The following is a 19,896-nucleotide window of genomic DNA, read 5'->3' as shown; positions in this document are numbered from 1 at the left end:
TTCTCTTTTGACTATCTTTTGAGATACGCTCATATTTTCATCATTAACACATTCAGAAACATATCTTTCGTGCATTCGTGGTTTAGAAACACTATAAATTGTTCAGTCCTTCATGAAAAAAAAATTCACTACTATGACGTCAGCTGACTTCTCACGATAAACCTTTTTCGACCGATTTTCTTAATAGGGGACTCCTTAATCGTCCGTGAGACCTCCCAGGGTAAGACAACTAACTTTCATCTTTTACTCGCCTGATTTACTAGATAAGTTTACGCACATCTTTTGGACTTTGATTTGTTGTGGAACCTCGTCCACTTATCCAGCCTTAATATCAGATTTCTGTTCGTCGAGCCAAGAGTTTGATACACGCTTCCTTCAGCTACATTCTCGCGAATGCCACCTTGCGTTTCTCTAGCGATTGGTCGATGTGTACCCTCGCAGTGGACTTTCACCACCTAGTTAGTCGCCATGCCTGGCGCACACAAAAAAAGACCTGACAGCAGGTCTAAGAGTCTTCGCCTTGCAACAACCAATTAACACATCTGACTACAAAGTGGCTCTTAAACGCCCTACTTGTAACTCTACAGATGTTTTAATTGGCCACCGCAACGGCAACTGTATTTACGAATGTTTATCCGTCGTTTGCGCAAAATCAAATTATGGCATTTAAGGCACTCGTACTGTTGATAATTTTCTGGTTTTTGTTCTTCTAATGGTTTGACAAAACGACTACCGCCCGTCTTTTTCAATAGATTCTTAAAATCGGCATCCCGATGCTGAAAGCCACGGCCTTCTAAATGAAGATGATAATGACACAATTCATGTTTGATAACATTAACCAATTCTTCCATGCCGTAACGCTCGTATACTTTGGGGTTAAAATCTAAATTATGAGAGTTTAGATGATAACGACCACCAGTCGTCCGCAAACGACTGTTTAAAAAGGCTTGATGCTTAAATTCCCGATCAAATTCGTTGGTGGAGATCAACTCCACCAACTCTTGCAAACGGTCATCAGTTAATTCTACGATATCGTCTATCTCTTCCAAATAGTTAAAATCTTCATACAGCGCGCTGAAAACCATCAATACCCTTCTATCCCTTCTCTTTGGCTGGTCCTAACATATTTAAAGCAATTCGTCCTTTGCGAAGATCGATCTCTTCCACCCAAACCGTTACCACATCTCCAACTGCCACAACATCTGTTGGGTGTTTAACAAATTTATTGCTTAATTTTGAGATATGAACCATCCCATCTTGTTTTACGCCAATATCCACAAAAGCACCAAAATCAACGACATTGCGCACAGTTCCTTGTAATTCCATCCCTGGTTTTAAATCTTCCATACTTAAGACATCTTGTCGCAAAAGTGGGGCTGGCATTTCATCTCGCAAATCTCGACCAGGTTGAATCAAGCCAGCGATAATATCCGTTAAAGTCTCTTTCCCAACCTCTAATTGAGTCGCTGTTTGATTAGTGTTTAACTGCTCTAAGACCGTTTTCGCCTCTATCGACCCTAGTTCTTTGGCTCCGACTTTCGCCTCTGCTAAAACAGTTTTAGCGACTGGATAACTTTCCGGGTGAATTCCTGTATTATCCAAAATATTTTTACTTTCAGGAATCCGTAAAAATCCAATGGCTTGTTCATAAGCTTTAGGACCTAACCGTGGCACTTTTTTTAGTTGTGGTCGACTGGTAAAAGCACCATTTTCCTCCCGATAAGTGACTATATTTTGAGCGGTCGTTTTATTTAATCCTGACACATGTTGCAATAAAGCTGGACTGGCTGTATTAACCGTCACTCCCACCTGGTTAACTGCTGTTTCAACGACAAAATCCAATTGGTCCGCTAACATTTTTTGTGACACATCGTGTTGATATTGACCGACCCCTACAGCCTTAGGATCAATCTTAACCAGTTCTGCCAATGGATCTTGCAGACGTCGCGCAATACTGACAGCACTGCGTTCCTCAACTTGCAAGTGAGGAAACTCCTGACGAGCAATATCACTCGCTGAATAAACCGAAGCCCCAGCTTCATTTACAATGACATAAAAAACATCTCGCTTAATTTGTCGTAATTGTTGAGACACAAAAAGTTCTGATTCACGACTAGCTGTTCCATTCCCAATCGCAACCATCTCAACTTGATACGTTTCAATTAATTGATTAAATTCACTAGCAGCTTGCTTACGTTTCGCCTCATTCGCTGGTTTATGAGGATAAATCACTTTAATTCCTAAAACTTTACCTGTTTCGTCAACAATGGCCAATTTGCAGCCTGTCCGATACGCTGGGTCAAACCCTAATACCACTTTTCCTTTTAAAGGTGACTGTAATAAGAGATTCCGTAGGTTTTCACCGAAAATGGCAATCGCTTGTTCATCAGCTTTTTCGGTTAACTCATTGCGAATTTCCCGTTCAATGGCCGGTCCAATAAACCGTTTGTAACTATCTTTATAAGCCTCAACAACGTAAGATTTTGTGATCGCAGATTGATGTTGTCCCACTAGCTGGCGATCCAAATAGGCCATAATTTTATCTTCGTCAACCGTAATACTAACTTTTAAAACATCTTCTTTTTCACCACGATTCGTGGCTAAAACACGATGAGAGACAATCCGGCTAACCGGTTCCGCGTACTCGTAGTACATCTCGAAAACTGATTTCTCATCTTTTTCTTTGTTTTTAACCGTACTGACCAGTTGGCCGTTCTTTTGAGTAAACTCGCGAATCCACGTCCGGTATCTAGGCTCGTCCCCTACCATTTCTGCAATAATCTCATGAGCTCCTGCTAAGACTTCTTGAGCTGTCGGCAGTTCTTCATCCTCATTAACGTACTGATCAGCCTCACTGATAACATCGCCTGTCAACGGAAAGGACAATAACCACATGGCAAAAGGTTCTAAGCCGCGCTCTTTTGCAATTGTCGCTTTCGTGCGACGCTTTTGCTTATAAGGTCGATATAAATCTTCTACCTGCTGCATCTTGTTACATTCTTTAATAGCCGCTGACAGCTCAGGCGTTAATTTATCTTGTTCCCCAATCAAACGCAAAACTTCTTCTTTGCGTTTCTCCAAGTTTAGTAAGTAGTGATAACGTTCTTCAATTTCTCGGATTTGTACTTCATCTAAACTGCCAGTCATCTCTTTCCGATAACGAGCAATAAAAGGAACGGTATTTCCTTCACCTAAAAGTGACAAGACCGTTTTAATTTGTTTTGGGCTGAAGCCTTTAAGCTCTGCTTGTAGTAAAGTTAATATATGTTGATTCAATCCTTCATCCATAGACATTGGCTCCCTCATTTAATCATACTGTACTATTTTAGCATACTTTCACCCACAATTTCCAATAAGACAGCAAAATAATCTCTTAAACAAGGGTTTTTCCTCTTAAAAGATAGAAAAGTCCCCACTCTCCCTCAGAAAGTAATCCATTACCTAAAAATCCGGTTGCCACGGTCCGATAAAATTCTGGATTTCGATGTCTTGAAGAATCCCTTGCTGATTAAATATCACGCCATGTACGGAGCCGCCATAGATCCCACCCCCATCAATGCCAATTTTATGATCGGAGATCCAAAGATCCGTGGTTTGATTGTCGCCATGAAGAAAAGGCGTAATAGTATGTCCGAAAACGATTGTTTTCCCTGTGTTATTTTTGCCCTGATGAAATGGCTCTCTAATCCAGACAAAATCTTGCTTGCTAGTCTGATGCCAGTCACTTTTAGTTAGATCGACGCCAGCATGAACAAATAGATAGTCATGCCATTCATAATAAAGTGGCAATTTTTTAAGAAACTCAATTAATTCCTCATGATAGCTTTGAATTAGGATACTCATTTCCAAGGGAGAGTATTCTTCAGTCGCTCCCTGATGAATTAACCCGTTAATGGTACTACTGCCTCCATTACGCAGATAATTATTATAGCGTTCCTCTGGTTCTTTCAAAAAGTTCAATAGGATATCCTCATGATTGCCTTTTAAATAAATCGCGCCTTCATCTTCAACTAATTTTTTTCCTAACTCCAAACACTCTTTTCCTCGAGGCCCCCGATCTGCTAAATCACCAATTAAAACCAGTTGATGACTCTTGCGATCATAGTCCTTCAATAGTTCAACAAAGGTCAAGTAATCGCCATGAATGTCACCAATTGCATATAGTAATTCTTTCATTAACTCCCCTCCTCGTAAAATATGACAGCTTTTGTCTATTATACTACGTTTTCTTTTCAATCGTTAGTCGCATTTTTTTACTATCCCGTATTATTTCCAGTTAAATAATCATAAAATAGATCAGTCACAAGCTGTTTACCTGATAAACAAAAAAACAAACTGTCAACTATCTAACAGTTTGCCGATGGCTCTTGATTTCCTTTTTTATTCAGCTGATGCTTCTGGTGTACCTGGTTCGTTGGCAAAATTCAACTGAACACCTGGACGATCTAAAGCTATTTCCGTGACATCATAAGTCAATCGTTCAATCATAGAAAATAACGGTCGCATTAATTCATCCAATTCTGATTGTGCCAAATCATCAGGATTGTCCACTTTACGATCACTTAACGTGACTAATTGGCGAACAGCGCCAGTTACCGCAAATTCTTCAAAAACAATTTGAAAAATAACTCGCAATCCCAGCACTGAACTCACGTCTGTCGGAAAGTCAGGTTGGTCGCTCATATCGAAGGGTTTTACCTCCACACGAATTTCGGTTTCTGCTTTGGTTTCATTTTCGGGTGTGTTCATATCATAATGAAATGCTTCCACAAATTCTGGTTGTCTAATAATATTCATTCTTATCATTCCTCCTACGAAAAAAGTATAGCATAATTTTGTTTCCTACACGATGGCTTTTGTTAATTTTATCCTGAATATTCCGATTTTAAGCGAACAACTAAACACTATTTGCTTCAATAGTTCCTTATTAACTTCAATAAAAAAAGCAAACAACCTTTGAGCTTTTTAATTGAGCAAGACTACTTCGTAATTTTTTTAGGTTCTTGGGCTTTTTTCCAAACAATTCCCACCAAATTTTCCTTGGGAATTAAGCCAATGTAGCGACTATCTTGTGAGTTCTGGCGATTATCCCCTAAAACTAAGAACATGTCTTTAGGAATTTTTTTAGTCCCTTTCGCTACACCAGGAATATTTTCCAAAAGCAAATTCTTTGTGTAAAATTCTGTCTCTGAATTTGCTTCCGCTTCAAAATTCTCACGATTTTTATCTAAATATGGTTCTTCATACATTTCACCATTGACATACAACACGTCGTCACGATACTCAATCGTGTCTCCTGGTAAACCAATAATCCGTTTCACATATTTATCTTTTGAACCATCTGGTGGGTAAAAAACTACCATCTGAAAACGTTTAGGCGAACGGCCGTTGATAATGATCACTTTTTCATTGGTCATTAAGGTTGGTTCCATCGATCCGCTTATCACCTCTGCTCGGTCAACTTTTACGTAAAAAATAACCATTGAGACGAAAACCGCCACCAATAAAATACCAATCACCCCGTCAACAAAAGAGCCTTTTTTCTTTTTATCATAGGACCTATTTCGCAAAGAATCCTCAAACTCTTCTAATTCGGGCTTCTTAATACGTGAGCGTCTTGTCTCACGTTGAATAACCGCTTCTGTCTCAACTGGCATCGTTTTTTGAGGAGTGGTTGTTTTGGGACTTTTCTCCAACAATGACTTATCCACAATATCAGGCATTTCAATTGGTTTATGGACTTTCTTTTTCCGATGACTACTACCGCCAGAGCTTGAACGCCGCTTCCGTTTTTTCGGTGAAGAATCAGGTCGTAAAGACTCATCAATAAACTCATCCATAATATCACTGGAACTGCGTCTTTTACGTTTGCGCTTTTTTTCAGATATCTTTCTCACCTCTTCACCCTCTGTTTTTCTCTTTCTATTCTAAACTAAAACAACTCATTTGTCATTTGATTATTCTTTTAAATCACTCCTGAGAGCGATTCATTTCTGCATAGTCCATTTATCTTGTTTGTTTTACAGGACTTTTTTATTCACACTTCGCCAGCTTACCCTTTAAATCGAAAGGTTTTAGGGGCAACACGCCAGACAACGATCAAGCCAACAGCGACATAAAGCAAACTGAGAAGGGATACCAAAACAACATACGTTGCTCCCATAGAACGCAATTGCATGTTCATATAGGCAATCCAATAGAAAACACCTGCTACTACCTTGTAGACTGGATTAACGACTTCCAAATCACTGGAAAAGGGCTGTAGTATGTAATAGACAAAGAGTTCATGAAATGAAAATAACAGAGATAAACTCAGTAACAAAAAACCAAGAATTCCAAAAAAACTGAAACTAAGAAAAAAACCGTTGACGCTATTAATCAAAAGCACCATCACAAACATTCCGAAAGAGACAATGCCATTGTAATAAAAGGTCTTCAAAAAACGAAAATAAAAACCCTGCAAAATCGTCTTCGGTTGCCGATAGAAAGGATAAAAAAGCATCGAAGAATCACAGTTGATAAAGACCATCTGTACCACCTTTTTACCAAAAGTAACAAAGTACATCACAAAAAATAACGCAGGCAACAAACTGATGACTTCTTTTTCCGATAATCGGGGGAGATCAGTAAAAAGACTGATGGCGACAATTGTCAAACCGACACCGGCAATCCCCAACAAGCGCCACTTCAATTGACGGGTTAACGTCGGGCGATAACGGCTAAACAACAAACTGTTTAAATACTGATTCCCAGTTAAATGAGTGCCTTCTCCTTCTACTAATTTCAACTCTTTTTGCATTTTGAGGCCTTCACCTAAATAAGAATGACTGCTTTTTTTGGCTGTAGCCATCGCTTCTAATTGTCCAACAGACCGCTCGATCAACCAATAGTTGTACCGCTCTTCTCCCTGATAATTAAATAACAACCAACTACTTGTAACTAACAGAACTAATGACAAACCTAACCCTGGCCAGCCAAATCCCCATTGAAACAATTGAGAGAATCCATCTCGCCAAACAAGCAATCCGATCAGGCCTCCGATCGCCACATAGCTCAACCAATTACACGTCATTCGAGCAGCATTAGACCAAGAACTGATACAGCGGCCAAGATAATAAAAAAGAAACAAACCACCTAAATAACAAAAAACACCAACTAAAGGAACGAATATTGGACGACCAGCTATCGCCCCAAATACTACTAGCGCCGGCAGATAGGAAAGCCCATCATAAATGGTTTCCACCAACATACGGGAATGAACAAAAAATTTATTTGACACTAGAAAATTTGCAATAAAATCGGCATCGTGTTGGCTGAGTCGTTCTCCAAACCCTGCAAAACACCCTACTAATAAAGGAACCGTTAGCACCCACAAAACCAAGCCATTTTCTACAACATCTCCCTTAAGGTTCAACATAGTTGAATAAAGACTGATAACACCCAAATTGATCCCAATCCATAAAAATTTCATGACTAATTTCATCACAATACCTAAAACAGTCATCAGAACAAATAAAACCTTTTTCACTTCATAGTTACGGTAAATAGAGACCGAAATCCTTTTACCCACAATTGGTAATTTCCGCAAATAAAAAAATAATCCATTAATTTTGCGTGTCTCGCCAGCGCTTTTAAAGAGCCAATAGATGCGCCATTTTTGAATAAACTCGGTCATTCTCACTGGCCTCCCTCTTGTAATAGAATACTATTCAAGGTGTTGTTTTCAGCATGACTAGTGGACAATAATTTAACTACTTCCTCTTCAAAATCAGCATCGTGAATCCGCTCACTCGGTATCCCTGTCAATTTGCCTTCATGCAATAGGACGATTTCATCACACAGGTCTTGAGCTAATTGTAAAATATGAGTGGAGAAAATCACTACTGAATGATCTTTTTGAGAAATAATCAGTTCTTTCATCTCATGCGCCACTACCACGTCAAAAGAAGTTAAAGGCTCATCCAACAATAGAACTGGCGATTTAACTAACATGGTTACCAACATCTGCACCTTATTCTGCATACCGTGAGAATAATCTTTTAACAAGCGATGTTGATCCTTACTTTCAATACCAGCACGAGCTAGGTAGACCTGAGGATCTTCAATAACTGCCAAACGTTCCTTATTGACGTCAACAAAAAATTTAACAAATTCATAACCTGTCATAAACCCTGGCAAATGAGGCGTGGCATACACGAAACCAACGGATGTATTGTCATAATTATCGTCTCGTTGATCTCCTTCTTCTATGGCGATTTGGCCATTATCAAGTTGTAAATTTCGTGAAATACAGTTAAATAACGTGGTTTTCCCTGCCCCATTACGCCCTAGTAAACCGTATATCTTTCCCTTTTCAAATTCAAATGAAGCACCTTCAATAATTGCCTTTTGATCAAATTTTTTCGTAACGGTTTCCAACACTAGTTTCATTTTTCTCCTCCTACAACCAGATTATTTGCTAATTATACCATATCTGTTTTTAAAGACGGAGAGGACTCAGGTATAAAATAACACAAAAGATAATTCCACTTCCTTAAGCGAATGGTTTATACTTAAAAAGTAACCACTTTATAACTAAGAAAGACAGGTGAAACGCTTTGTCACATCAACCAGAATTTATTAGCGACCTCAATCTTATCAGTAACTATTTGGCACAAAGGGATTTTCCAAATTTAAACAAAGAAACCCTCTTAAAACAAGGGCTTGACGGCTTTGATTTAGTTATTCTGTTCGGTGGAGCCATTCCAGCGGCAGCTGATGTGTTGGGAGAACTTTGGCAAGCTGGCTTAGTCAAAAAAATCATGGTAGTAGGGGGAATCGGTCACACAACTGATCATTTGCAAGCGGCCTTTCAATCCAAAATAGCTAACCAACCAGAGGCCATCCTCTTTGCCGATTATTTAACAGCAACTTACCATGTCCCAGTTGATTCACTGCTCTTGGAAACTATGTCCACTAATTGTGGTGAGAATGTTCAATTTGCTTTAGACACGTTATTGGCATCAGATTATTCCCCCAAACAGACACTTATCATGCAAGATGCTGCTATGCAACGACGAATGGGAGCCACCTTTGCTAAAATATGGCCGACTAAATTAACCCAGATCTATAGCTACGCTCCCTACCTCCCCCTTTTTAGCCAGTCTCAAGACAGCTTAAAACTCGAACCAACGATCTGGGGCATGTGGGAACCCAAACGCTACATTGAATTAATTTTAGGAGAAATCCCCCGCTTAAAAGATGATCTTCAAGGCTACGGTCCTCAAGGGAAACAATTTATCGCCCACGTTGACATACCTGAAAAGGTCTTACGAGCATTTGAACGACTAGCCCATCAATTCCCCAAATTAGTTCGGAAAGCCTACCAATCACCTAATAAAGACGCCTGATATCACATCAGCCGTCTTTATTTGATGAAAAGTACATAATTGATAAAAAAGCCAACGATCACTGGCAAAGTAAAAAGAAATACCAACACCCCTTGATTAATCGAATCCACTAACTCGCGCTGGCTCCATTTATTCCAAGGATGCTGGCGCTCTCCATTACTAAAAATCCCACTTAAACTCCCTGCTAATAGCCCCCCTATCAAAATCATTAATCCCAGCACTTTTTCACCACTGTAACCAAACAAACCTGCTCCAACGATAACACAAGCAGTGACTAAAGTCCCTGCTAAAATAGCTTTCAGATATACCAACTTATCTCCTCTCCTACTTTCCTTCTATATCAAACCAACTGTCTTTCAACAAATTGTTTTATAAACCCGCTATTGTTTGATTAATCGTAAACGATTAACGATCCGATGTCAAATTAGTTCCAATTTTTGGGAGCATACTAAAAAACTACCTTTCACAGATTTCTCCATGAAAGGTAGTTTACAATCAATTAAGCGTGAATTGGTAAACCTAAAGCTAATTCAGCCGCATCCATAACCGCTTCGGCTAATGATGGATGAGAGTGAATCGTCAAGGCAACATCTTCAGCGTTCATGCCAGCTTCAACTGCTAAACCTAGTTCAGCAATCACATCACTTGCACTTACACCGGCAACTTGTGCACCAACAATCACGTTATCTTCCTTCGTTGTGACTAGACGAATAAATCCTTCTGTTTGATCAAGTGAAATGGCACGGCCATTACCACCTAATAAGAATTTAGAAACTTTCACATCTAAGCCTTGTTCCTTAGCTTCTGCTTGGGTCAACCCAACTGTTGCTAATTCAGGATCAGTAAAGGCAACTGCCGGCATTGCACGGTAATCAACGGCTACTGGTTTACCAGCAATCGCTTCAGCCGCAATCTTAGCTTCATAACTTGCTTTATGAGCAAGAGCAGCACCAGGAACGATATCACCGATAGCGAAGATACTCTTCACGTTGGTACGTCCTTGGTTGTCAACTTTAACTAAGCCACGATCAGTCATTTCAACGCCCGCAACTTCCAAGCCAAGCTCATCGGTATTTGGACGACGACCAACTGTTACCATCACGTAATCAGCTTCGATTGATTCAGCTTTACCGTCAACTTCATAGTTAACTGTGACGCTGTCACCATTATCAATCGCTTCTTTAGCCATTGCTTTAGTGACAACTTTAACGCCTTTGTCTTTAAATGATTTGTCGACTAATCTTACCATGTCTTTTTCAAAGGTTGGTAAAATTTGCGGAGAGCCTTCAAGAATCGTAACTTCAGCGCCTAAATTAGCATATGCGCCGCCTAGTTCAGCGCCGATAACACCACCACCGACGATTACCAATTTTTTAGGTACTTCGGTTAAGTTTAAGCCGCCAGTTGAATCGATGATACGACCGCCAAATTTGAATCCTTTGATTTCGATTGGGCGACTACCAGTTGCCACAATCGCATTGTTGAATTCATAAGTTTGAGCTGAATCTTCATGAATGACGCGCAATGTGTGCTCATCGACGAAAAAGGCTTCGCCCATTAACACTTCAACTTTATTTTTCTTCAAGAGACCTTTAACACCAGTTGTTAATTTGTTTACCACAACATTGTCTTTCCAGTCTTGTGTTTTAGCAAAGTCCAGTTTAACATTTTCAGTCGTCACACCAAAGACTTCAGAATCAAGTGCTTCTTGGTATTTATGTCCAGCGCTAATTAGCGCCTTTGAAGGAATACATCCAACGTTTAGACAAACACCACCAATATATTCACGCTCGATAATCGCTACTTTTTGTCCCATTTGAGCGGCACGAATAGCTGCTACGTAACCTCCAGGGCCAGCACCGATTACGACTGTATCTAATTCTAATGCGAAATCTCCTACTACCATTAGTTTCTCACCTTATCCTTCCATTAATAATAATTCTGGATCCGCCAATAAACGTTTGATATTGTTCATAGCGTTTTGAGCTGTTGCGCCGTCAACGATGCGGTGATCAAAACTCAATGATAATTTCATAACACGACCAACTGCTAACTCACCATCTTCATTGACAATTGGTTGTTGAGCAATCGTCCCTACACCTAAAATCGCAACTTCAGGGTAATTAATAACTGGTGTAAACCAACCACCACGGGCTGATCCAATATTACTGATAGTAACAGTGCCGTCACGCATTTCTGCCGCAGCTAATTTACCTTCCATGGCTTTACCAGCATTTTCAACGATTTCATCAGCAATTTGGAACATGCCTTTTGAATCGGCGTGTTTAATGTTTGGTACAAATAAACCATTTGGTGTATCTGTTGCAATTCCGATATTGTAGTAGTTTTTATAAACAATCTCTTGGGTAGCATCATCGATAGACGCATTTAAGATTGGGAAATCTCTCATTGTCGCCACAAGTGCTTTCACCACATATGGTAAGAAGGTTAATTTAGTGCCTTTAGCGGCAGCTGCATCTTTAAATTTCTTACGGTGATCCCACATTTTAGAGACTTCAACATCATCAAATAAAGTCACGTGAGGCGCTGTGTGTTTGCTGTTAACCATTGCTTTCGAAATAGCTTTACGCATTGGCGTTAATTTTTCACGTGTTTCTGGTTCGCCACTGCCAACATACGGTTGTGCTGGTGTTGCTGGTTTAGTAACTGTTGCTGTTGCTGACGCTTCTGTTGCTGCTGGTGTTGCAGTTGTTGTCGCTGGAGCCACAGAGCCGCCTGCAAAGGCATCAATATCTTCTTTAAGGACGCGGCCACCTTTACCAGTTGCCACAACAGCTGTAATGTCTACACCTTTCTCACGAGCGTATTGACGAACTGAAGGCATCGCTTGAACACGTTTGTTCGGATCAGCGGCTGTTGGGACAGCGGCTGGCGCTGCTGAAGCAGTTGTTGCTGTAGCTTGAGCAGCAGGTGCTGATGCTGAAGCAGTATTGTGCCCTGGAGCGTCAATTTCAATTAACACGTCACCAACATTGGCAACCGTTCCCTCTGGAACCACGATTGACACGACTTTCCCTGTCACGGGTGATGGAATTTCTTCCACTGATTTATCGTTTTGAACTTCTAATAAGGTATCATCTTCATTGACTGTATCGCCAGCTGCAAAGAACCATTTAACGATTTCGCCTTCTGCAATTCCTTCACCAATATCTGGTAATTTGAATTGGAAAACTCCACCAGTTGCAGCCGGTGCGGCTGGTGCAGGAGTTGAAGCTTCTGCAGGTGCGGCTGGACTCTCATCTTCGTGACCAGGGGCGTCGATTTCGATTAAGACGTCGCCGACATTAGCCACTGTTCCTTCTGGAGCCAAAATGCTAAGAACTTTCCCTGTCACTGGAGATGGAATTTCCTCCACTGATTTATCATTTTGAACTTCTAATAATGTATCGTCTTCATTAACTGTATCGCCGACTGCGAAGAACCATTTAACGATTTCACCTTCTGCAATGCCCTCACCGATATCTGGTAATTTAAATTTAAATGCCATGATCGTATACTTCCCTTCTTTTCATCAAGTCTGATAAAAGTTGAGCGGTGCAAACCTAAAAACCATTGAATAATCGGTTGCCCGAAGAATGAAATGGTTTGAAGTTTTAACAGCTCAGACTCTGGTCATTACTATCTGCTAAAGGAGTAAGCTTGCGCATACTCCTTTTAGCCATTATCAATTTGTTTAATGCATTCAAAGAGGTTCTTAAAATGCGTGGATTTCTCTTACTTTTGCTTCGATATCTGTCGCATTTGGTAACCAAGCATTTTCAGCTTGACCAAATGGGAAAATAGTATCTGGTGCAGAAATGCGACCGATTGGTGCTTCTAATGACAACACAGAACGTTCTGAAATTTCAGAAACAACTTGAGCAGCAACTCCCGCTTGTTTTTGAGCTTCTTGAACGACAACCACACGGCCAGTTTTTTCAACAGACGCAATAATGGTATCAATATCAAGTGGCGCAACTGTACGCAAGTCGATAATTTCAACAGAAATTCCTTCTTCAGCTAATTTGTCTGCAACCTTGATTGATTCACGAACCATCGCACCGTAAGTAATGATCGAGATATCAGAACCTTCACGAGTCACTGCCGCTTTATCTAAAGGAACCGTGTATTCGCCATCTGGCACTTCCTCACGGAATGAACGGTATAATTTCATATGCTCAAGGAAAACAACTGGATCGTTGTCACGAATCGCTGAAATCAATAGTCCTTTGGCATCGTATGGATTACTTGGAATAACGACACGGATACCAGGAGATTGAGCGATCAATCCCTCTAAGTTATCAGCATGCATTTCAGGTGTATGAACACCTCCACCGAAAGGCGCGCGGATGGTGATAGGCATCGTACGAGTGCCACCCATACGGTAACGAGTACGCGCCATTTGACCAATAACCTCATCAATTACTTCAAAGATAAAACCGAAGAATTGAATTTCAGGAACTGGACGATAGTTTTCCAATGCCAAACCAAATGCCAAACCACCAATTCCAGACTCAGCTAATGGTGTATCAAAGACACGATCTTCGCCAAATTTTTCTTGCAAGCCTTCAGTCGCACGGAAAACACCACCGTTATTACCGACATCTTCACCAAAAACTAAAACATTAGGGTCTTTTTCAAGTTCAATTGCAAGTGCATCTGTAATTGCTTGAATCATTGTTTTTTGTGCCATTGTTATTTCGACTCCTTCGCTTCGTAGATTGCAATTTGTTCTTTAATGCTCTGTGGAGAAACTTCAAACATGTTTTTCAAGAAATCTGAAATCTTTTGTTTTGGTTCTGCATCGGCTTCCTTAATTGCATTTTTGATTTCTTCTTTAGTTGCTTCAATAATTGCTTCTTCTTTGTCTTCAGTCCAAAGACCCTTTTCTGTTAAGAAAATACGTAGACGAGCCAATGGATCACGTTTTTCCCAATAATCTTCAATATCTTTGGTACGGTAACGTGTTGGGTCATCACCAGATAATGTATGTGGACCATAACGATAAGTTAATGTTTCGATTAGAACAGGGCCGTTACCAGCAATTGACCAATCTCTTGCTTTTTTAGTAACAGCGTAAACAGCTAAGGCATCCATACCATCAACTTGAATCCCTGGAATTCCAGCAGCAACAGCTTTTTGAGCTAATGTATTAGCAGCTGTTTGTTTTTCGCGTGGTGTTGAAATGGCATAGCCATTGTTTTGAATAAAGAACACTGCGTTTGCTTTATAAGCGCCCGCAAAGTTAATGCCTTCGTAGAAATCACCTTGTGATGAACCACCATCACCTGTATATGTAAACACAACATTTTTCTTGTTGCGTTTTTTAAGTCCTAATGCCACACCAGCAGCTTGCACGTATTGCGCGCCGATGATAATTTGTGGTGGTAAAGCTTTTAATTCTTCTGGGTAATAGTTACCAGCAGCATGGCCACGAGACCATAAGAATGCTTCTTTTAATGGTAATCCTTGTTTAATTAATTGCGGAACGTCACGGTAGCCAGGTAATAGATAATCTTCTTTATCCATTGCAAATTGACTGCCTAGTTGACTGGCTTCTTGTCCAGCTGTTGGAGCGTAGAAACCTAAACGGCCTTGACGGTTTAATGCTGTCGAACGTTGATCTAGGACACGAGCCCACACCATATTAGTCATTAATTCAACCAATTCTTCATCTGATAAATCTGGCATTAAATCTGGGTTAGTCACTTTTCCATTCTCATCTAATACTTGTAAAGTTGGAAAATCAGCGTTGATATTTTCTAACAAAGCTTCAAAATCAACTGGGCTATTCTTTTTAGTCGCCATTGTTACACAATCCTCTCTCTTTTGCATTATTAGTGTTCGTTTCCAAACAGTGCAAGAAATCTGTATTAGTATTCCTTGCGAGCACATTCTTAATTTAACACGAGAAACAGACTATTGCAAGCAAAGCGGCTCAAAAAATCACTTTCTCGCAAAAATAGGACAGCTCCTACGTCTGTAGTATATAGTGAATCAATTCACTAATATAATCACCGCTTTCATGGTTTTATTTTCATTTCTGTTCGCTCCTGTTACATTCTGTATAAGTCAGTTCTTTAATCTGTTATACAACATCTTAATTATAATTTATATCACGCTGATTTATCAACATTTATGCTGTCCCAATTTAAGACATCCTTCATTTTCACAAAGACCCTCAGTTCTTTTTTCTGCATAAACAACTCACCACGCCCAACCAATCGTCCATTTTCAAACTTTTTCCAACGCTTCTTTTCAATTAGTTAGTGAAATAAGTATTTTGTTCGCTAAACGTTTTTTTATTATCCTATCCGTTATTACCAAACTTTTTTGCTATTCTAATCATTTTTCGAGTTAAAACACGAACTTTCTTTATTTCATGAAATCTTAACATAAAGTAAAAATGAGACTGGCCTTTAGCACCAGTCTCATTTTAATTGTCACCTTATAACCATTCTCTATTTACCCGTATATAAATCCGTTTGGCGATTTCAGTTGTAATAACATAGGCAACTAAAATACCAACTAACCATGGCCAATAAGCTACTGGTAAAGCTGCAAAATCAAACCCCTTCCTAAGCGGGCTTATGACTAAAACTAAACCAGCCACAATTGCCACGACGCTAGATAAAACTAGTGGAAGACTGGCTCTACTTTGAATAAATGGCAACTTTTTGGTTCGCACAATGTGCACGACCAGTGTTTGGCTGATCAATCCTACCAAGAACCATCCCGCTTGAAACACCCCTTGTTGCGCCACTGTATTGGCGCCAAAAACAAACCACATAACTAAGAAAGTCGCAATATCAAAAATACTACTAACAGGTCCGATACAGAGTGTAAACTTCAATAAACCAGTTGTTTCCCAGGAAACTGGTTTGATGATGTCCTCTTCATCCACATTATCCCAAGGCGTCGTCAGTTGGGCGATATCATAAATCAAATTTTGGATTAATAATTGAATGGACAACATCGGTAAGAATGGTAGAAAAGCACTTGCCACTAACACTGAAAAAACATTACCGAAATTAGAACTAATGGTGATTTTAATGTATTTCATCATATTGCTAAACACTTTACGGCCTTCTAAAATACCGTGTTCGAGCACATTCAAACTTTTTTCCAATAATATGATAGAACTGGCATCTTTGGTAATGTCTGCTGCTGTGTCAACCGAAATCCCCACATCCGCTTTTCTTAAAGCCGGTGCATCATTAATCCCATCGCCCATAAACCCTACTGTGTGCCCGTTAACTTGCAGCAGGTCAATAATCCGCGATTTTTGCATTGGTGATAATTTAGCAAACAGATTGATGCCATCAACTTTCTTTCGCAGTTCTTCATCAGACATTTCCGCTATTTGCAAGCCATTTAACACCTCGTCGACTTGAATCCCCACGTCTTTACAAACTTTGCGGGCCACTATTTCATTGTCCCCGGTCAACACTTTGACATTAACACCATGTTGATGAAGGGAAGCAATCGCTGTCACAGCCGATTGTTTAGCCGGGTCTAGGAAACCGACAAATCCAATTAAAGTCATGCCCGTTTCATCTTTCACTGTATAAACAGGCTCACTGTGAACATCTTTTCGGTAAGCCACCGCAATCACGCGCATCCCTTGTTTATTCATCTTAATGTTGACATCTCGCATTTGCTTTTTTAGTTCTTCAGTAATTGCCACTAGCTCTCCATTGATTGCCACGTGAGAACAGCTGTCTTCCATCTCTTCAACCGCCCCTTTGGTCACCATGACATGGTGGCCGTCCAATTCAACGGCTACTGTTAGGCGACGACGAGAAAAGTCAAAAGGAATTTCATCCACTTTTTTCACTGTTTCAAAGCTTTGTTTTTCAGGATAGGTGTCATAGTAATTAAGGACAGCGTGATCAATTAAATTTTTCCATCCGGTTTGGTATTTTGAATTTAAGTAAGCCATGTCTAAGACTGCCTCATCCACTTCCCCTAATGGGTTGACATGCTTTACTAAGACGACCCGATCCTCAGTAATGGTACCAGTCTTATCGGTACATAACACGTCCATGCTACCTAAATTTTGAATCGAAGCCAACTCTTTGACAATCACTTTTTCCTTTGACAAGCTTAAGGCCCCTTTAGCCAAATTACTGGTGACGATCATCGGCAACATCTCTGGTGTTAGACCAACTGCCACCGCAATCGCAAAGAAGAAAGCTTGGCTCCAATCGCCTTTCGTAAAGCCGTTTAACAAAAGAACTACTGGAAATAGAACCGCAACCATTCGCAATAACAATTTGCTAACTTTGCTAATTCCGACATCAAAGGCCGTATCACCACGCTTCCCACTGGCACTTTTCGCAATGTCCCCAAAAAAGGTGCCTTCACCTGTCCGTAAAATAATCGCTTTCCCTTGGCCACTTAGGACGTCAGTCCCCATAAAGACTAAATCTTGCATATCCAATGCTGTAATATCATCAGACTGAATTTTTTGGACGTCTATGCCTGCATCGACAAATTTTTCAACAGGCATTGATTCACCCGTTAAAGATGACTGATTGACGAATAGATCATTGGTCCAAATCAACACCGCGTCAGCCGGAATCATATCACCGGTTGATAACGTCACAATATCACCTGGTACGACTTCATCCATAGGGATCTCCGTCGTGACACCATCACGAGTAATGGCACAAGTATTTTCAATCATTTCTTTTAACTCAAAACTGGCTTTTTGAGAACGAAAGTCTTGAATAAACTTGATAATCACACTACAAGAGATCATGATTCCCATAATCACCGCCGCATCATAATCGCCAGTAATAGCTGATACAACTAATAATAATGCCAAGACATACACAAAGGGATCTTGAAAGGCGTGAAACAATAACTTCCAAGCAGGTATCGGACTTTGAGCTGCAATTTCATTGGGACCATGTTCCTCTAAGCGCAGGGCGGCATCAGCTGTTGTTAAACCGTCAGCTGATGTGCGAAACTCCATCATTAATTCTCTTTCTGATAAGGCTGCTAATTTTTTCAATTCTGAATCTTTTGCTTCTTGCCGGTTGATTTTGATTGTTGTTTTTTTATTTTTACTTGTATTCATCATTAATTTTTCCTCACTTTCTCGCGAAGAAAAAAACTTAGACATTTTTCTACCATTCCTTAAACGTTGGTATTCACCGATAATATAACAATAATAACGTGTTTCAGATCTTATATTTAACTAGAATGTGTCAGAAAATGACTTAACTCTCTTCTTCGCCATCGATCACTTCCAGGCTCAGTTGGTTCTTGAATCAATTGTTGCCTCATTTTCCTCATCCTTTCCCGTTACCTCATTTAAAATAAAACACTTTAACATTGTTAAATGTTGTCTAAAAAAAGACAAAAAGCACTTCTCGGCGTGAGAAGTGCTTGCTAAATAGGCCCTTAGACATAGCAAAAAAGTAATCTCAACGTCGAGTTTTAGCACTATATGGCTTAGACATTACTGTCAGCTACATTAAGAAGAGCCTTTCTCGACAATTCCAGTTGACCCATTGGCATCTCTCGATGTTTTTGGGCAGCAGCGTATTTCCATATAGGAGCCTCACCTAACAGATTATTTGGTTTTTATTTTAGGTACACCTTAACTATAGGCTCTAAAACAAGAACTGTCAAATAAAAACCGATTTTCTTTCTCACTATTCACAAATAACGGTCAAATAAACTAGTTAGTTACTTTAAAATTGATAATTTCCTGTTATAAAAACTTTTGATTTTTGAGTACTTTTTCATAATTTGGTATTGTACTCTTCTCAAAATAATCGGCAAATTTCTGGCTCCAAAGTTTTGTTTCCCGAGCCTCACCAAATTTTTTCATCGTTTGATCATACTCAAGAATGTCTTGATAGTTCAAAGGCTGATAGCGATCATAATGAATAACCGCCTGCTCAGGTAAACGCGGTTTGACTCTCATCTCCACTATTGGTTTGCCAATAGCAAGGCCAAATAATGGCAAGGTATACTCCGGCAGTTCAAACAAGTCAATGATCTCTTGTGAATGCTTACGAATGCTGCCAATGGCACACCCTCCTAAACCGAGACTTTCAGCTGCTATCAAACAGTTTTCAGCCGCTAAGGCGGCATCTGTTGTGGCAGTGATTAAGGCGTCAAGATTACCTGTTACTTGATATTCCTGTTGATAATGTTGGCTCACTGCAGATGTTCGCTGGAAATCGGCAATAAACATCACAAAAATAGAGGAGTTTAACATATGTGGGTTCCCAGGATTCCACTCTACTAACTGGCGACGTTTCTCCTGATCACGAATAACTAAAATACTATAAAATTGTCCATTCATCCAACTTGGTGCTTGGCGTGCTGCCTTTAAAATACTCCTTAAGTCTGCCTCAGGTAACTCATAGTTCTCATCAAAATCTCGATAACTACGATGGGCTTGTAAATGATCGATAATCGTTGTCATATAACTCTCCTTTACTTTTTTTCTAGTTCTATTGTACCTTTTCTTCCACCCATTGCCAAT

At 39.9% G+C, this 19,896-nt stretch carries 15 protein-coding genes and 1 riboswitch; of the genes, 1 reads left to right on the top strand and 14 read right to left on the bottom strand.

Going from position 1 to position 19,896, the window contains the following annotated elements; all coding sequences use genetic code 11:
- Positions 1–581: 581 nt before the first annotated feature.
- The 7 genes from I6N95_RS11405 to I6N95_RS11375 all read right to left on the bottom strand — a co-directional run bounded on the left by I6N95_RS11405 (position 582) and on the right by I6N95_RS11375 (position 8,430).
- The gene (locus I6N95_RS11405; protein ID WP_283808964.1) at positions 582–1,085 is read right to left on the bottom strand and encodes a SprT family protein; all 504 of its coding nucleotides are present in this window, start codon (positions 1,083–1,085) and stop codon (positions 582–584) included.
- A gap of 10 nt (positions 1,086–1,095) precedes the next feature.
- Positions 1,096–3,288: a Tex family protein gene (locus I6N95_RS11400; RefSeq protein WP_209527740.1), complete on the bottom strand. Its 2,193-nt coding sequence runs from the start codon at positions 3,286–3,288 to the stop codon at positions 1,096–1,098.
- Between the two features lie 153 nt (positions 3,289–3,441).
- Positions 3,442–4,176 (bottom strand): metallophosphoesterase, encoded by a 735-nt coding sequence (locus tag I6N95_RS11395; RefSeq protein WP_209527737.1) that lies wholly within the window; start codon positions 4,174–4,176, stop codon positions 3,442–3,444.
- Positions 4,177–4,380: 204 nt separating this feature from the next.
- A complete protein-coding gene (locus tag I6N95_RS11390; protein ID WP_209527733.1) occupies positions 4,381–4,797 on the bottom strand; it encodes a DUF1149 family protein in 417 nt (138 codons plus the stop codon).
- 182 nt (positions 4,798–4,979) lie between these two features.
- Positions 4,980–5,897 (bottom strand): signal peptidase I, encoded by a 918-nt coding sequence (lepB, locus tag I6N95_RS27050; protein WP_209527730.1) that lies wholly within the window; start codon positions 5,895–5,897, stop codon positions 4,980–4,982.
- A 155-nt stretch (positions 5,898–6,052) separates the two neighbouring features.
- Entirely contained in the window at positions 6,053–7,675 is a 1,623-nt protein-coding gene (locus I6N95_RS11380; RefSeq protein ID WP_209527725.1) for a hypothetical protein, read from the bottom strand.
- Positions 7,676–7,677: 2 nt separating this feature from the next.
- Positions 7,678–8,430 carry an ABC transporter ATP-binding protein gene (locus tag I6N95_RS11375; RefSeq protein ID WP_209527722.1) on the bottom strand — a complete coding sequence of 251 codons (753 nt, stop codon included), beginning with the start codon at positions 8,428–8,430 and terminating at the stop codon, positions 7,678–7,680.
- Between the two features lie 167 nt (positions 8,431–8,597).
- Between I6N95_RS11375 and I6N95_RS11370 the strand changes: the two genes are divergently transcribed.
- The gene (locus tag I6N95_RS11370; RefSeq protein WP_209527718.1) at positions 8,598–9,389 is read left to right on the top strand and encodes a YdcF family protein; all 792 of its coding nucleotides are present in this window, start codon (positions 8,598–8,600) and stop codon (positions 9,387–9,389) included.
- A gap of 17 nt (positions 9,390–9,406) precedes the next feature.
- Here the strand turns inward: I6N95_RS11370 and I6N95_RS11365 are convergent, their stop codons facing one another.
- The 7 genes from I6N95_RS11365 to I6N95_RS11335 form a co-directional block, all read right to left on the bottom strand.
- A complete protein-coding gene (locus I6N95_RS11365; protein ID WP_209527716.1) occupies positions 9,407–9,700 on the bottom strand; it encodes a hypothetical protein in 294 nt (97 codons plus the stop codon).
- A 188-nt stretch (positions 9,701–9,888) separates the two neighbouring features.
- Positions 9,889–11,295 (bottom strand): dihydrolipoyl dehydrogenase, encoded by a 1,407-nt coding sequence (lpdA, locus tag I6N95_RS11360; protein ID WP_209527709.1) that lies wholly within the window; start codon positions 11,293–11,295, stop codon positions 9,889–9,891.
- Between the two features lie 12 nt (positions 11,296–11,307).
- Positions 11,308–12,897 carry a dihydrolipoyllysine-residue acetyltransferase gene (locus I6N95_RS11355; RefSeq protein ID WP_209527707.1) on the bottom strand — a complete coding sequence of 530 codons (1,590 nt, stop codon included), beginning with the start codon at positions 12,895–12,897 and terminating at the stop codon, positions 11,308–11,310.
- Positions 12,898–13,104: 207 nt separating this feature from the next.
- A complete protein-coding gene (locus tag I6N95_RS11350; protein WP_209527704.1) occupies positions 13,105–14,082 on the bottom strand; it encodes an alpha-ketoacid dehydrogenase subunit beta in 978 nt (325 codons plus the stop codon).
- 2 nt (positions 14,083–14,084) lie between these two features.
- Positions 14,085–15,197, bottom strand: coding sequence for a pyruvate dehydrogenase (acetyl-transferring) E1 component subunit alpha (pdhA, locus tag I6N95_RS11345; RefSeq protein WP_209527703.1), 1,113 nt, complete (start codon positions 15,195–15,197; stop codon positions 14,085–14,087).
- Between the two features lie 640 nt (positions 15,198–15,837).
- Positions 15,838–18,477 (bottom strand): magnesium-translocating P-type ATPase, encoded by a 2,640-nt coding sequence (mgtA, locus tag I6N95_RS11340; RefSeq protein ID WP_245249437.1) that lies wholly within the window; start codon positions 18,475–18,477, stop codon positions 15,838–15,840.
- 337 nt (positions 18,478–18,814) lie between these two features.
- A riboswitch (M-box (ykoK) riboswitch) is annotated at positions 18,815–18,979 on the bottom strand.
- Between the two features lie 134 nt (positions 18,980–19,113).
- On the bottom strand, positions 19,114–19,836 hold the full coding sequence (locus I6N95_RS11335) for a nitroreductase family protein (protein WP_209527698.1): 723 nt from the start codon (positions 19,834–19,836) through the stop codon (positions 19,114–19,116).
- Between the last annotated feature and the right edge of the window lie 60 nt (positions 19,837–19,896).

The organism is Vagococcus allomyrinae (assembly GCF_017829975.1).
In the GTDB taxonomy this organism is placed as follows: domain Bacteria; phylum Bacillota; class Bacilli; order Lactobacillales; family Vagococcaceae; genus Vagococcus_D; species Vagococcus_D allomyrinae.
Note: the sequence above shows the minus strand (reverse complement) of the source record. Positions and strands in the feature narration are given on the sequence as shown.

Excerpts from the sequence above, each read along its gene's own strand:
- I6N95_RS11405 (WP_283808964.1), bottom strand. The coding sequence starts at position 1,085 with ATGGTTTTCAGCGCGCTGTATGAAGATTTTAACTATTTGGAAGAGATA.
- I6N95_RS11400 (WP_209527740.1), bottom strand. The coding sequence starts at position 3,288 with ATGGATGAAGGATTGAATCAACATATATTAACTTTACTACAAGCAGAG.
- I6N95_RS11395 (WP_209527737.1), bottom strand. The coding sequence starts at position 4,176 with ATGAAAGAATTACTATATGCAATTGGTGACATTCATGGCGATTACTTG.
- I6N95_RS11390 (WP_209527733.1), bottom strand. The coding sequence starts at position 4,797 with ATGAATATTATTAGACAACCAGAATTTGTGGAAGCATTTCATTATGAT.
- I6N95_RS11380 (WP_209527725.1), bottom strand. The coding sequence starts at position 7,675 with ATGACCGAGTTTATTCAAAAATGGCGCATCTATTGGCTCTTTAAAAGC.
- I6N95_RS11375 (WP_209527722.1), bottom strand. The coding sequence starts at position 8,430 with ATGAAACTAGTGTTGGAAACCGTTACGAAAAAATTTGATCAAAAGGCA.
- lpdA (WP_209527709.1), bottom strand. The coding sequence starts at position 11,295 with ATGGTAGTAGGAGATTTCGCATTAGAATTAGATACAGTCGTAATCGGT.
- I6N95_RS11355 (WP_209527707.1), bottom strand. The coding sequence starts at position 12,897 with ATGGCATTTAAATTTAAATTACCAGATATCGGTGAGGGCATTGCAGAA.
- I6N95_RS11350 (WP_209527704.1), bottom strand. The coding sequence starts at position 14,082 with ATGGCACAAAAAACAATGATTCAAGCAATTACAGATGCACTTGCAATT.
- pdhA (WP_209527703.1), bottom strand. The coding sequence starts at position 15,197 with ATGGCGACTAAAAAGAATAGCCCAGTTGATTTTGAAGCTTTGTTAGAA.
- mgtA (WP_245249437.1), bottom strand. The coding sequence starts at position 18,477 with ATGATGAATACAAGTAAAAATAAAAAAACAACAATCAAAATCAACCGG.
- I6N95_RS11335 (WP_209527698.1), bottom strand. The coding sequence starts at position 19,836 with ATGACAACGATTATCGATCATTTACAAGCCCATCGTAGTTATCGAGAT.